We start from the raw sequence: 14,470 nt of genomic DNA on the forward strand, positions 1-14,470 counted from the left end.
GCTGCACGTTTTGTTTGTGGCCGCAGACTGTGGGCGGACATCGTTATCGCGTACGGTCGGTCGAGAATGTGCTCGAAGAAGTGAAATGGATTCGCGACAACATGCCCGAAGTCAAAGAGATCATGTTCGACGACGACACCTTTACCGACTTCAAACCGCGCGTAGAAGAAATCGCGCGCGGCTTAGGAAAACTTGGCGTTACGTGGTCATGCAACGCCAAAGCGAACGTGCCGTTTTCGACGCTCAAGATCATGAAGGAAAATGGCTTGCGTCTGCTTTTAGTCGGCTATGAATCCGGCGACGATCAGATTCTCTTGAACATCAAAAAAGGCTTGCGTACGGATATCGCGCGGCGCTTTGCGGAGGATTGCCATAAGCTCGGGATCAAGGTGCACGGCACGTTTATTCTTGGCTTGCCGGGTGAGACGAAGGAGACGATAGAAAAGACCATCGAATACGCCAAGCAAATCAATCCGCACACCATTCAGGTATCGCTTGCGGCGCCATATCCTGGCACCAAGCTTTATGAGCAAGCGGTTGATAACGGTTGGCTGGCGGAGAACAAGACAATCAATCTCGTCAGTAAGGAAGGCGTACAGCTGGCGGCGATCGGTTATCCGCATCTGTCGCGTGATGAGATTTATCATGAGCTTGAGCGCTTCTATAAGCGCTTTTATTTCCGGCCATCGAAGATATGGGAAATCGTGCGTGAAATGCTGACAAGCTGGGACATGATGAAGCGACGCTTGCGCGAAGGCGTCGAATTTTTCCGATTCCTGCGTGCACATGAAGCGTGATGGTATGCGCGGCGTGATCGTCACCGCCGATGACTTCGGCCTGCACGAGCGCGTAAATGAAGCGGTCGAGCGTGCGCATTGTGATGGCGTGCTTACCTGTGCAAGTCTGATGGTAAGCGGCCCGGCCGCGCACGATGCGATTGCGCGCGCGCGGCGTATGCCCAAGCTGCGCGTGGGCTTGCATATCGTGCTGGCGGATGGGTTGGCGACATCGCCTGCAAGCGATATTCCCTTGCTTGTCGATCGACGTGGCCGCTTTGATGACCGCATGGTGCTTAACGGTTTCCGTTTCTTTTTTCTGCCTGACGTGCGCGAGCAACTAGCTCAAGAAATTCGTGCGCAGTTCGAAGCATTTGCGGCGACTGGCTTAACGCTCGATCATGTCAACGCCCACAAGCATTTTCATTTTCATCCGACCGTGCTGGCGCTTATCATCGAAATCGGCGCGGGCTTTGGTATGCGTGCCATGCGCCTGCCGCGTGAAGTGAACGGTTCGCTGTTTCTCGCGCCGTGGGCTGCGTGGATGAAGATGCAACTCGATCGCGCGGGCATAGCGCATAACGATTGGGTCGCGGGTATCTCGGCCACGGGTGGCATGGACGAAGCGACCATGCTCGCGCTGCTCGAACATCCGCGACGCGGCGTGCTCGAAGTCTACAGTCATCCTGCGGTAGGCGATGACACACCGATCACTGCGTCGATGCAAGGCTATCGTCACGCGGATGAACTCGCGGCGCTGTGCTCGCCACGCGTCGCGCAAGCCATCGCGCAAACGGGTGCGATGCACGGCGCATTCGCGGATATCTGCGGATGAAGGCCTTTTTCAAGCGCATTGCGTGGATGCGATGGCCGTTGGCGCTCGCTTTGCTGATCGCGTTTGCCGTGCATGAAGGCATGTCCGACGCGTGGGCGTTGATTGCGCATACCGGGCCGATTCTGCTGTGGCTCGTGCCTTTGCATGCCTTGCCGCTTCTGCTCGATGCGCGCGCCTGGCAACTCTTGTTGGATGAGCGCATTCCCTTGCCCGCGTTATGGTGGATTGCGGTCGTGCGCGAAGCGGTAGGGCGCTTATTACCGGTGCTTGGTATAGGCGGCGAGATCGCAGGAATACGGCTCGCATCGCGTTATCTGGCTGATTTGAGCCGCGTGAGTGCATCCGTGATCGTCGAAGTGTTGGTGACGATTGCGGTTCAATATGCGCTCGCCGTGCTCGGTCTCGCGATTCTCTGCATGACGCTGCGCGATGCACACGGCTTGCCGCAACTTATTGCATGGGGATTGGCGATGTCCTTGCCGATCGCGATAGCAGCCTTCGTAATCGCGCATCGCGGTGCGCCGTTTCATCGGCTCGAAGCGATGGCGCGGCGCTGGCTCGGCGCGGATGCAAAGCTCGACGGCAAGCGTCTCGACCACGATGTTCGCGCGCTTCTGCAAAGGCCTGTGCTTTGTCTGCGTGCATTCGCATGGCAGCTTGCAGGCTATGTACTCGGTTCTATCGAAATATTCCTGGGCTTTGAGATGCTCGGGCATCCTGTCTCGATAGCAGGTGCAGTTGCAATCGAAGCGCTCACGCAAAGCCTTCGAAATGCGGTGTTTATCGCGCCGGCGGGACTGGGCGTTCAGGAAGCGGCGATCGTCGCGATAGCAAGCGTATTCGGTGTCGATCGCGAAGCCGCGTTGTCGATGGCGCTCGTGAAGCGTGCGCGCGAATTCGTCTGGGGCGGCATCGCGCTGATGCTGCTGCGTTTCGTCGATGCGCGCGGTGAGCGCATCTCATCGCAGCAGCGTCAGACTTAATGACTGGCCTTATCCATTTCTGCAAGCAAATCGCTTAAAGCTTGCTTGCACTTAGCCTGTTGCGGCGCTTTGGCGCGTAATTCTTCAAGCGCATGATCGATGGCTTTATCCACCGTGTGCCAGTCATGCGCGGCGCGCGGTTTGAGCGCAGGTTCGGCTTCGTCCCAAGACGTTTCCAGATCTTTGATACGTGTCTTCGCACCGGCCAAATCGCCCTTATCGACCTTAGCCTGCGTATCCACAACGATAGTACGGAACGAGCTTAAATCACCTAGCTTGGAAGCTGCCTGAGCCGATGCAATCAATTCAAATCCCCAAGACGGCGACAGTGATGCAAACAAAGCCGCCGCACCGACAACAAAACTCACCACGAACTTGCGCATGTTTTTCTCCCTAAGAAATTTAACTATCAAGCGATACTGGATTTACCGGACGATGGTTTTTGCACGCTGAGCCACACGACCAACGCCGCAATGACGATAAAGAAGAGCGAGCTGGTGATAATCGTCCCTAAACCCATACCGCCATATTTCTGCGGCTGCGAAAGCAGGTCACCCAGCGATGCACCGAACGGCCGCGTCAGAACGTAAGCAATCCAGAACGCCAGCACGCGATTCAGCCCGCAGTACGCCGCAAACGCCGTCACCGCAATCATTCCGCCGAAGATCAGTACGCCGATGGAAAAGTCCCAGCCGAGCGCTTCGGTGGCGAGATCGCCCGCTGCGGTGCCGAGCGCGAAGGTGCACAGAATGGCGCACCAGTAGAAGAGTTCGCGTCGGCGTGTATCGATGGATCGGATCGACAGCGTGGCTTCGGATCGATACCAGAGAAAGAACACGGCCGCGAGCAGTACGCCGAATACGCTTGTGCTGACGTAGAGACTGATGCCCGCGCCATCGGTGAGCGCATCCGTAATCTGCGTACCGACGATGCTCACCAGCACCACGGTCAGCCAATAAAGCCACGGCACATAGCGGCGCGCGCGCAATTGCATGACGAGTGCGACCACAAGCAGCGAGCCGGTAATCATGTCGGTGACGAGCGTGCCAAGGCCGACATTCACTGCAAGAAAGTCGGCGCTGGTTTCACCGACCGTCGTGGACATGATCTTGATGAGCCAGAAGATCAGCGTGACTTCCGGCACCTTATTGATGGTGCGTATCAGAAAGGCTTTCTGCGGGTTCAGCATCGTCGTTCTCCTCTTGAGTGCTTTGTTTGTGCAAGCACTTTCGGCGAGGAGACTTAGGCGTCGCTTAGATCATGCGCGTTGCATCAGCCAGTCGATGGCGGCATCGAAGAGACGCGTTCCGTCTGCAGAAAGATTGGTGAAGCTATCGTTGCCGAGAAAGAACATCACGCGGCGCGCGGGCGCGAGCGATTCATAATCCATCGTCGCACCTTTTTCATAGGCGAAAATGGCTGCTTGCTCCGGCTGTCCGTAGATCGTTGCGATGATGCTCGCGCCCAATCCCGGCTTGCCCCAACTCATGCCCGCCTGCTTGCGATACACATTCGCCACGCCCGCAGGCAGCCCCGCCGAAAGCACGTGCGGCGCGTTGACGATCCATAAATAACGCTCTTTTTGCGCTTCGCCGAAGTCGATATCGTGACGCTTGCCGGTCATGGCGAAGTCGTCGAGCAAATCGTTTTCCCACGTAAGCAGCGGCACAGCGAGCGTACGCCATCCAGGCGCGACATCTTTCGATGAAACCGTTGACGATACGATCACCAGATCCGGCGTGCCAATATCGTGCGGACGCGTAGCCTGATCGACGAGTTGCACGCTATGGCCGCGCGCCTGAAGATGCGCGGCGGCGGCACGATCGATATCGATATTCGGGCCGTTCAACTGCACGAGCATCACGATGCTGCGTGCCTGCGCGTTCGCTATGCCATGAAAAAGTGCTGCGCCGATCAAAGGCGCGATCATCAACGCGCGGCGTCGTGTGGAAATGGACATGGTTCAGAACTCGAAAGTGGTGAGCAGAGACACTTGCCGCGCATCGCCGATCGCTACGAAATAGCGATTCGCGCTCGACGGGTAGTAAGTTTTGTTGAACATGTTCTTCACGTTGAGCTGCAATGAAACGTTATGCTTACCAACTTTCGTCTCATACGATGCAAATGCATCCGCAATGAAATAAGCGGGCAACGTGAAACTGTTTGCAGAGTCGCCGGGACGCTTGCCGACATAATGGCCCGCTGCGCCCAATCGGAAATCGTCGCCACCGAACAGCGTGCCGAAGTCATACACCGCCGCAAGCGATGCCGTATGCTGCGGCACGTTCCACAAGCGATAACCCGCATACAAAGGGTCTTCCGTGGTCTTCGCATCGAGATACGCGTAGCTGGCCATCACGTTGATATGCTGGCCGATTTGTCCCGATACATCGAGTTCCACGCCACGCGAGCGCGCCCGGCCCGAGGTGCGCCAATCGGTGAGTTTGGTTGCGTCGTTATATTGCGAGACCAGCACGTTCTTCTTGTCGATATTGAACAGCGCGAGCGTGCCCGTCAGACCATTCGGCATCGCGATCTTCGCGCCGACTTCATATGCAGTCGCTTCTTCCGGCAACACGTTCGAGTCGATCACCACGCCCGAGCTCAAAGGCGCAATCGTCGATGTCGGCTTGAGCGATTGCGAATAACTGCCGTAAAACGAGAGCGTTTCCGTCGCTTTATAGACGATGCCCGCGCGCGGCAGCCACTTGCCGCCGTCAATATCCGTGTTGGTGACGAAGGGCCGGCCTTTGCCCGCTACCTGGTTGTACGACAGATAACGCAATCCGCCGGAGACGATCCACTTATCGGTCAGATGCAGCGCATCCTGCACGAAGATTGAGCGATCATGCAGCGTGTCGGTCTGATCGCTGTCGCTTGCTGAAATCGTGCTCGACGGGCTTTCGCGCCCATAAACCGGATTGATATAGCTGAACGTGTATTTGGTGGCCTGACGCAGCAGGTCGCGCCGATAGATACGACGATATTCCGAGTCCACGCCAACCTGAAGATCGTTTCGTAATCCAAACGTATTGAAGTGACCGTCCACATAAGCGATTGCGTAACTGTCGGTGCTGAGCGCGCCGTGCGTGGCGTCGTTACTGCGCGACAGCGTGCCCGCAACATTGTTCACGCCTTGCACGCGAAGCTGATTCGCATCGTACGTTTCACGGTTATAGCTGTAACCGAAGTGCGCTTTCCAGTCCGCGTTGATCTGATGATCCACGCTCAGTTGCGCCAGATGCGACTCGCCCGCCATATTGTTGAATGGCTCGTCGAGACGTTCGCGTGCGGGAATGGCCAGCGGTTCATTCGTGCTCGGATCGAGCGCCGTGCCGCGATCGAACGGATAAAGATACTTGCGATACTCGTAGGAGAGCACCACTTGCGTATCGCGTCCGTAATACGCGAGCGACGGCGCTACCAGCGTCTCACGATGCTCGCCGAAATTGCGCCAATACTGCTCGTTCACCTGATCGACAATCAGCCGATACGCCACTCCCGAATCGCCGATCGGACCGGTTGCATCCAGCGTGCCGCCAGCACCATTGCGGTCGTGTCCGTACGTCGAGCCATAGAGCGATACCGCGTGATAGGGCATGAGCATTGGCTGCTTGCTGACCACGTCCACCACGCCGCCGGGGTCCATGATGCCGTACAGAAGCGATGTCGGTCCCTTGAGCACTTCGACGCTCTCAGCCGCAGCATTCAGGCCGCGTCCCTGCACGAGCGGCATGCCGTTGTGCATGATCGAACCATCGCGGTTTCCGCCGAAGCCGCGTTTTAGTAAGGTATCCTGCGTGCCTGCCAGCGTGTTGCCTTGCACGACGCCGCTGACGTTGGCGAGTGCATCGTCCAGATTGCGCGGGCGCTGATCGCGCAGCACTTGTTGCGGCACGACGTTGACGGCTTGCGCGATATCGAGAATGGGCGTGTCGGAACGCGTGACGCTGGCTTCTTTCGGTTCGCGATACGAGCCGGTTTTAAAGGCGTTCGATGTGACGGTGACCGCGGGCAGCGTCGCATCGGCGGGCGAGGCTTGTGAGGTATTGGAACGTTCGATCAGCGTGAAACTGCCATCGTCTTGCGTCTGCGCTTCGAGACCGGTTCCCGCGAGCAAATGAACGAGTGCATCGTTGATGCCGTATTCGCCGTGCAATCCAGCACTCGTGCGATTCGCGGCAAGCGCGCTCGGATACGAGAGCAGAATGCCGGATTCGCGCCCGAAGCGATTCAGCGCGGATTCCAGCGAGCCCGAAGGAATGTCGTACTGCTTTAGCGCGATATGGCCAGATGCCTCGGCGGAAACGGCATGCGTTGAAGATAAAGCTGTCGCAAACAGCACGCTGACCGCCAGCGCTATCATGCGTGCCCGACTTGAAGATCCCATTTTCGATTGCTCACAGAAGATAGATTGGAGTGCTCTTATCTGTCTTGTCCCGCGAGAATCAAAAACAGCTCACTCATCGGCAAAATTTTTTAGGTCGGGCGCACCGCGACCCAATAACGCGTGACATATTCGACGCGAACCGGCAGCGCGTGGGCGAGTGCCGCGAGTACGCGGTCGGTGTCATCGAGTGGATACGTGCCCGACAAACGCAATGCCGCGATGTCGGGATCGCAGCGCACGAGGCCGTTGCGATAGCGGCTCAGTTCCGCGAGGAAATCGTCGAGCCGCATATGACTGGCGACAATCAGGCCGCTGGTCCATGCGGCATCATCCGGATCGGTACGCTGCACGCGCGCCACTTGCAAGCGATCGAAGCGCGCGCGTTCGCCCGCATGCAGCACGGCGGCGTTCTGCGGCGCGTCCATCGGTTCGATGCGTACCGCGCCTTCGAATACGTCGAGGCGCGCATTGTCGGCATCTTGGCGCACGGCGAAACGCGTACCGAGCGCTTCGAGCGTGGCTTGAGTCGTGTCGACGAAAAAGCGCCTTGAGGATGGTTCGGCATGCCCGGTCGTCACCATGATTTCACCGCGCACCAGCCGCACACGGCGCGCGTCCGCCGTGTAGCGGATATCGATGGCGCTGTCCGTGTTCAGCATCAGCCGTGTGCCGTCCGCGAGCGTGATGGTGCGCCGCTCGCCCACAGCGGTCCGGTAATCCGCCTTCCACGCGCGCCACGGCAAACGCTGTTCAGCCACATATGCGCTGCCGCCCGCAAAAAACAGCAGCATCAACAGCTTGATCGACTCACGACGCCTGCGCGCCGGTTTCTGTGCAAGCGCAGCGCGTGCGGCGCTCGCGTGCTCGGACAAGCCGCGCATGCGTCCGCTCACCGATTCGATATGCCGCCACGCGCGCGCATGATCGGGATGTTCCGCGAGCCAGTGTTCGAAGGCGCGGCGGTCGGTATCGCGTGTATTGCCGGATTGGAGTTCGACCCACCAATGCACTGCGCGCTTTGCGATATGCGGCGCGATGTTCGGCACATTCATGCGTGCAGCGCAAAGAAGCACTGTTCAGCAGCGCGCGTCAGATAGCGCTTGACGGTGGCGATCGAAATGTTCAGTTCTGCAGAGATCTCCGCGTGTGTCGCGCCGTCGAGTTGGGCTAGCAGAAACGCGCGCTTCACGGGCACGGGCAAACCATCGAGCAATGCGTCGATTTCATAGAGCGTTTCGAGGATCAGCGCGCGTTCTTCAGGCGAAGGCGCGAGCGGCTCAGGCATCTGCGCGAGGGCATCGAGCCAGGCTTGTTCGATCTGCTCGCGCCGCCAGTGGTTGTAGAGCACCCGTTGCGCGACGGTGGTGAGCAAGGCGCGTGGCTCGCGGGCATCGATGGGTTCGTCGCGTGCAAGCAGGCGCAGGAAAGTGTCGTGCGCGAGATCGGCGGCACGATGCGCGCAGCCGAGTTTGCGTCTGAGCCACGTGCGCAGCCAGGCGTGATGATCGAAGTAGAGCGTTTCCACTTCGCGTTGCAAGACCGTCTCGTTGGACAACATGCGCAGCGTTCCCGGCGTCAGAGGCGAATCGAACCGCATCGAGCGGCGATTGGTCAGCGCAATGCTTCAAAGCATCGCCTCATCGCCGTCCAGGAATAAGAATCATTCCTATTATCTCATAAATTAGCTTGCGTTTACTTAGCAAACGCTTTCATCGCTGCGTCAGAGCCTTATCCAGCAAGACTCGGCAAAAAAATTTCAACGTCTGTTTACTTGATTGTTAACAAACATTACACTTCGCCCCGTTAGTTAATGCGGATCATTCCCATTTACTAAGTCTAAGGCGGCTCCGACCGCGCCAGTTCGCCTCATGCAATGTGAGGCTTCACCTCTTCCAACACGCTCACCATGCCCGCTCAGTTCAAGACGCGGACGCGCCTGCTCGCGTCCGTCGGTGCGCTTTATTGCGCAAGTTTCGCGTTGCCTTCTCAAGCGCTGGCGCAGACCGCGCCTGATACCGCCGATACCGCCGCCACGACCGCCATCGCCGCCACCTTACCCGCCGTCAAGGTGAACGCCAACGCCATTCAGTCGGACCTGCAGACCAAGGCGCTGCCGTCGTACAAATTCACCGCGCCCTTGCTCGATACCCCGCGCTCCATCACCGTCATTCCTGAAGAGTTGATCCGCGAGACCAACGCGACGACCTTCGCCGATGCGCTCAAGACCGTGCCCGGCATCACCTTCCTCGGTGGCGATGCAGCGGCGAATCCGTCGGCGGATCGTCCGGTGATTCGCGGCTTCGAATCGCGCAATTCGATTTTTGTGGATGGCATTCGCGACTCGGGCGTGCAAAACCGCGAGACTTTCGATGTCGAGATCATCACGGTCATCAAGGGACCGGACTCGGTTTATGCGGGACGCGGCTCGGTAGGCGGCTCGATCGATATCGAAACGAAGACGCCGAAGAACGAGAACTTCATCAGCGGCAGCGCTGGCGTTGGCACGGATGCGTACAAGCGCCTGACGGTCGATGTGAACCAGAAGTTCGGTGACGGCAACGCGTTCCGCTTCAATGCCATGGGCCACGATGCAAACCAGCCGGGCCGCAATAACGTGTACAGCAAGCGCTGGGGCGTGGCGCCTTCGGTCGCGTTCGGCCTCAATAGTCCGACCACGGTCACGCTGAGCTACTACCATCTGAATTCTTACGATATGCCTGATTTCAGCGTGCCATTCCGTTCGACGGGCGGCACGCCGATCAACAGCAATCGCAGTCAGTTCTATGGCTTCAACAATCGCGACTACCGCTACGGACAGACCGATACGGGCGAAGTGCGCGTCGAACATCGCTTCAACGACAATCTCAAGCTGAAGAACACCACGCAGTTTGGTCGCTCGACACTGGACTATGTGGCGACCAATCCGCAGTTGCTGAGCGCGACATCGAATATTCTGGGTTTGCAGGCGAAAAGCGGCAAGTATGCAACCAACAGTATTACTAACCAAACCGAACTGACCGGCAAGGCGACGCTGCTCGGCATGGAGCACACCATGACGGGCGGGATCGAATTCAGTCACGAAAAGAGCCTGTATGAAGGCTATCTCGTGACGGACAGCGCGGGCAACAATATCCGTTCGAATACACCGTGTGCGGTGGCGTATAACTGCACGGGCATCAACGCGTGGAATCCGGACAATCCGTGGCTCGGCCATATCGTGCTGAATGGCGATACCGGTTTTCCCGGCGCGGCGACGCATACGCAGACCAACGTGGCATCCGCGTATCTGTTCGATAGCGTGAAGATCACGGATCAATGGTTGTTCAATGCGGGCGTGCGCTTCGATCGCTTCGATGTGACGGCGATTCAGCAAGGCGCGAAGGATCTGACCAACAACGCGAACCTGTTCAGCTATCAGGTCGGTCTCGTGTACAAGCCGGTGCCTTCGGTGAGCCTGTATACGTCCTATGGCACGTCGGCGAATCCGCCGGGCGCGAACTCGGGTATTGGCGGCGGCACCGATCAGTTGACGACCACCAATCAGGACTTGTCGCCGGAACGCAGCCGGAATATTGAAGTGGGCGCGAAGTGGGACGTGCTGGATCGATTGTCGCTGAATCTGGCGCTGTTCCAGACCGACAAGACCAACGCGCGCGTCAGCGATGGCCTCGGCGGCACCATCAACGCAGGCAAGCAGCGCGTGCGCGGCGTGGAAGTCGGCTCGGCGGGCAATATCACCGGCGCATGGAGCGTGTTCGGCGGCTATTCGTATCTGGATGCAATCACCGTCGATGCAGGCGCGGCCAGCCCCACTTCATCCGGACTCCCGATGGTTACGGTGCCCAAGCACAACTTCACGCTCTGGTCTTTCTACGACGTGATGCCGAAGCTTAAGGTTGGTGCGGGCGTGGCGGTGGCGAGCAAGACGTACGCATCGGTTTCGCCGACCGTACGAAAGTGGACGCCGGGTTATGCCCGTGTCGATGCCGTCGCCACGTATCACGTGACCAAGACCGTGGACTTGCAGTTGAACGTGAACAACATCTTCGACCGTAAGTATTTCTCGACCGCGTATCCGATCTACGCGACGTGGGCGCCGGGTCGTTCCGCCATGCTGACGCTGAATTTCTATCAGTAAGCAGTGTTCAGCGATCCCACGGCGGTGCATCACCGAATGATTCGATCAGATGGTCGATGAACCGTCGCACTTTGAGCGGCACGTGTCGCGCGCTCGGATACACGGCCTGAATGGTCAGTTCCGTCGCGCGATACGCGGGCAGCAACGCGATCAATTCGCCACGCGCGATAGGCGCGCCAAATACGAAGGTCGGACCGTAGGCCACGCCCGCGCCTGCGAGCGCTGCGGCAAGCAGCATCTGCATGTTGTTGGCGCTCATGCGGCATGGGCCGTTGATATCGAATGTGCGGCCTTTTTTATCGACCAAGGTCCAGTCGCCTGCGGAAACCGCCTCGCTGAACGCGAGCCGTTGCGCGCGTTGAAGATCGTCGGGCGTGCGCGGCGTGCCGTGACGTTTCAGATAATCCGGCGATGCGCATAGCGTCATGCGACAAGGCGCGATTCTTCTTGCGACCAGCCCCGAATCCGGCAATCGTCCGATGCGAATGGCGAGGTCCGTGCCGATCGTTAGCATATCGATATAACGATCGTTCAGCAGCACTTCCACGTTGACGTGCGGATGCGCTTCCATATAACGTGCGACGACATCGCCCAAGTGCATTGCGCCGAAAGTAACGGGCGCGGCCACACGCAACACGCCGCGTGCGGTGCTCTGCGAGTCACTCGCTTCGCGATTGGCTTCGTCGAAGGCTTCGAGAATTTGCTTGCTGCGAATGTAGTACGCGTGGCCCGCATCGGTAAGACTCAGGCGGCGTGTGGTGCGCTGAAGCAGCCGCGCATTCAGCGATGTCTCCAGCGCGCTCACATATTTCCCCGCCATTGCCGCCGATAAACCGAAACGCCGCGCGGCCGCCGCGAGACTGCCTTCATCGACAGCCGCAACGAACACGCTGATGCACGTGAACCGGTCCATAAACCGTCTCCTCGATTCGATAGCGTGATTATCGGCTGAAGATCATCAATCGCCAATTATCAAGCGTGATTCAAGGCTCTACGATGAACATCACGATCTTCAAGGAGAAAGCGATCATGGATATTCAGTCGAATGGCGTGCGCATTCACGTGAGCACAGCGGGCGAGGGCGAACTCGCGCTCGTGTTTCTGCATTACTGGGGCGGTTCGTCACGAAGCTGGCGATACGTCGTGGACGAACTCGCGGACACGTACGCCACCGTGGCGGCCGATCATCGCGGATGGGGCGAATCGGATGCGCCCGCGACGGGCTACACGATTGCCGATCTCGCTGATGATGCGCAGAACGCGATTGAATCGCTTGATTTGAAGCGCTACGTGCTCGTCGGTCATTCGATGGGCGGCAAGGCGGCGCAATTGCTGGCATCGCGTAGACCGCTTGGGCTGGAAGCACTGGTGCTGATCGCGCCATCGCCACCGTCGCCTACGTTGATCGACGATGAACAGCGCACCTTTATGGCGCATGCTTATGATTCGCGTGAGTCCGTCGAATTCGTCGTCGATAACGTGCTGACCGGCGATACGAAACTCAAGGGTGCGCAACGCGAGCAAGTGATCGAAGACAGTCTGCGCGGCGCAACGCAAGCCAAAACCGGCTGGCTCGATATCGCTATGCGCGAGGACATCACCGAACACGTTGCGCATATCGATGTGCCTGTGCTGGTGATTGGAGGCGAGCGCGATCAGGTGGATCGTGTGGAGACGCTGCGTGCGGAATTGCTGCCGCGCTTAGCCGATGCGCGGCTCGTGATGCTGACGGGAGTGGGCCATCTCTCGCCACTCGAAGCGCCCAAAGAAGTCGCCGCAACAATACGGCGATTCATCTCAGAGCGCGACGGATGAGGCTTGCTTGAGACGCTTGAGTTCGGCCAGCAGTTCCAGCGAAAGTCCTTCGTCATCCGTAAGATTCGCCAGAAATGCCGTGTTGTTATCACGAATCCACGATAGCGGCATTTCCCACCATGCGAGTTCGAGCAGACTTTCGCGCACTTTCTCGGAAAAGCGGAATCGCACCAGCCGCGCGGGCGAACCGACATAAATGCCATACGGCTCGGTATGAAAGTTCGGCGGCACCACCGTGCGCGCACCGATCACGCAGCCGCTTGCAATATTGCTGCCGCCGAGGAACATCGCTTCATCGCCGATCCACACGTCATCGTGGATGACGGTATCGCCATACTGCGGCGGCGGCGCGTTGAGCATGCCGTTGCCGAATACGCTGAACATGGTCGTCGCGATCGTGCGGATATCGTGCTGACCGTTGAGCAAAAAACGCAGCCGCAGACCGCCCGCGACAAAGCGGCCGATCTTGAGGCTTTGCTGTCCGGCATCGTATTTAGCGATAGAACCAACGCCGATACCCGAACCGCGACCGATGCTGAACGTGCCGACCTTCGCTTCCTCGTCCAGCCAGTCGCGAAAGAAGTTATTGGGAATCGACGAGAACGCGCCGTCGCGATAGCCCAGCACGATAAATTGCTTCGCGAAAGGATGATCCGGCATCACGCCGGTGCAGTCGTCCGTGGTCGTTACATTCATGACGTGTTGGTAAGAGTAGGACGCACGTCATGGTAAGTTTTAGTAAGGACAAGCAGCGCGTTGAAAAGAGCCTTATTTCGTGCTCTTTTCGTCGATTTGCGATGCCGCGTTAGCTTACTTCACCACATTCACCGGATTTCCCGCGACGAACGCGGCGATATTGTCCATCAATTGATCCGCAAGCGTTTGCTGCGCCTCATCCGATGCCCATGCCACGTGCGGCGTCACGATCACGTTGGGGCGTGATGCCACGTGCATCAGCGGGTTATCGGCGGCGGGCGGTTCGCTTGTGAGCACATCGAAGCCCGCGCCGCTGACCAAACCTTCGTCGAGTGCTTCCACGAGTGCGGCTTCATCGACCAGACCACCGCGCGCGGTGTTGATGAGCAGCGGTGCTTTCTTCATTGCTCGGAATTCTTTCGTCGAGATCATGTTGCGGGTTTGCGGTGTGAGCGGACTGTGGATGGTGATGACGTCGCTTGTCGCGAGCATTTCGTCCCACGGTGTGTAGAGCGGGCCTAAGCCGTCGCGGCCTTTATGTGCGGCAAAAATGGGCTTCATGCCGAAGGCTTTTGCTATTTCTGCCACGCGTTGGCCTAGCACGCCTTCGCCGATGATGCCGAGCGTTGCGCCGCTCAGGTCTTTAATGGCGTGGTTGAAGAAGCAGAATTGGCCGGATTTTTGCCATTCGCCGGTGAGGACGTCGTTGCGGTAGGCGGTTATGTTGCGGCGCAGGGCGAGCATTAGCGCGAAGGTGTGTTCGGGGACCGTGTTCACCGCATAGCCGCGTATATTCGATACGACGATGTTCTGTTCTGTGCAGGCGGTTTTGTCGAT

The 14,470-nt window shown here is 58.4% G+C and carries 14 protein-coding genes; 5 read left to right on the forward strand and 9 right to left on the reverse strand.

Annotated elements, in window-relative coordinates; all coding sequences use genetic code 11:
• The 3 genes from P7F28_RS01635 to P7F28_RS01645 all read left to right on the forward strand — a co-directional run.
• Positions 1–797: radical SAM protein (locus tag P7F28_RS01635; protein WP_277182673.1), on the forward strand; the 797-nt coding region annotated here is incomplete at its 5' end.
• Positions 787–1,611 (forward strand): hopanoid biosynthesis-associated protein HpnK, encoded by an 825-nt coding sequence (gene hpnK, locus P7F28_RS01640; protein ID WP_277182675.1) that lies wholly within the window; start codon positions 787–789, stop codon positions 1,609–1,611. The genes P7F28_RS01635 and hpnK, both read left to right, overlap by 11 nt.
• Positions 1,608–2,594: a lysylphosphatidylglycerol synthase domain-containing protein gene (locus P7F28_RS01645; protein WP_277182676.1), complete on the forward strand. Its 987-nt coding sequence runs from the start codon at positions 1,608–1,610 to the stop codon at positions 2,592–2,594. Before hpnK ends, P7F28_RS01645 begins: the two co-directional genes overlap by 4 nt.
• Here P7F28_RS01645 and P7F28_RS01650 read toward each other — a convergent pair.
• The 6 genes from P7F28_RS01650 to P7F28_RS01675 all read right to left on the reverse strand — a co-directional run bounded on the left by P7F28_RS01650 (position 2,591) and on the right by P7F28_RS01675 (position 8,542).
• Entirely contained in the window at positions 2,591–2,977 is a 387-nt protein-coding gene (locus tag P7F28_RS01650; RefSeq protein WP_277182678.1) for a histidine kinase, read from the reverse strand. The two genes, P7F28_RS01645 and P7F28_RS01650, sit on opposite strands and share 4 nt — an antisense overlap.
• A 26-nt stretch (positions 2,978–3,003) precedes the next feature.
• A complete protein-coding gene (locus P7F28_RS01655; protein WP_277182680.1) occupies positions 3,004–3,783 on the reverse strand; it encodes a hypothetical protein in 780 nt (259 codons plus the stop codon).
• A gap of 69 nt (positions 3,784–3,852) precedes the next feature.
• Positions 3,853–4,554, reverse strand: coding sequence for a hypothetical protein (locus P7F28_RS01660; protein ID WP_370467207.1), 702 nt, complete (start codon positions 4,552–4,554; stop codon positions 3,853–3,855).
• Between the two features lie 3 nt (positions 4,555–4,557).
• Positions 4,558–6,984 (reverse strand): TonB-dependent siderophore receptor, encoded by a 2,427-nt coding sequence (locus P7F28_RS01665; protein ID WP_370467208.1) that lies wholly within the window; start codon positions 6,982–6,984, stop codon positions 4,558–4,560.
• Between the two features lie 89 nt (positions 6,985–7,073).
• Positions 7,074–8,036, reverse strand: a complete 963-nt coding sequence (locus P7F28_RS01670) for a FecR domain-containing protein (protein WP_277182684.1) — start codon at positions 8,034–8,036, stop codon at positions 7,074–7,076.
• Positions 8,033–8,542, reverse strand: a complete 510-nt coding sequence (locus tag P7F28_RS01675; protein ID WP_277182686.1) for a sigma-70 family RNA polymerase sigma factor — start codon at positions 8,540–8,542, stop codon at positions 8,033–8,035. The genes P7F28_RS01670 and P7F28_RS01675 overlap by 4 nt, the downstream gene beginning before the upstream one ends.
• Before the next feature lie 348 nt (positions 8,543–8,890).
• Between P7F28_RS01675 and P7F28_RS01680 the strand changes: the two genes are divergently transcribed.
• Positions 8,891–11,122, forward strand: a complete 2,232-nt coding sequence (locus P7F28_RS01680) for a TonB-dependent siderophore receptor (protein WP_277182688.1) — start codon at positions 8,891–8,893, stop codon at positions 11,120–11,122.
• A 7-nt stretch (positions 11,123–11,129) separates the two neighbouring features.
• On the opposite strand, the gene P7F28_RS01685 is transcribed toward P7F28_RS01680, so the two are convergent.
• Positions 11,130–12,035: a LysR family transcriptional regulator gene (locus P7F28_RS01685; RefSeq protein ID WP_277182689.1), complete on the reverse strand. Its 906-nt coding sequence runs from the start codon at positions 12,033–12,035 to the stop codon at positions 11,130–11,132.
• An 83-nt stretch (positions 12,036–12,118) separates the two neighbouring features.
• Between P7F28_RS01685 and P7F28_RS01690 the strand changes: the two genes are divergently transcribed.
• A complete protein-coding gene (locus tag P7F28_RS01690) occupies positions 12,119–12,937 on the forward strand; it encodes an alpha/beta fold hydrolase (protein ID WP_277182691.1) in 819 nt (272 codons plus the stop codon).
• On the opposite strand, the gene P7F28_RS01695 is transcribed toward P7F28_RS01690, so the two are convergent.
• Positions 12,920–13,633: an acetyltransferase gene (locus P7F28_RS01695; protein ID WP_277182693.1), complete on the reverse strand. Its 714-nt coding sequence runs from the start codon at positions 13,631–13,633 to the stop codon at positions 12,920–12,922. The two genes, P7F28_RS01690 and P7F28_RS01695, sit on opposite strands and share 18 nt — an antisense overlap.
• 114 nt (positions 13,634–13,747) lie before the next feature.
• A partial coding sequence (locus tag P7F28_RS01700) for an NAD(P)-dependent oxidoreductase (protein ID WP_277182694.1) occupies positions 13,748–14,470 on the reverse strand: 723 nt, incomplete at its 5' end.

The sequence above is a fragment of the Caballeronia sp. BR00000012568055 genome (assembly GCF_029439455.1).
GTDB lineage: Bacteria > Pseudomonadota > Gammaproteobacteria > Burkholderiales > Burkholderiaceae > Caballeronia.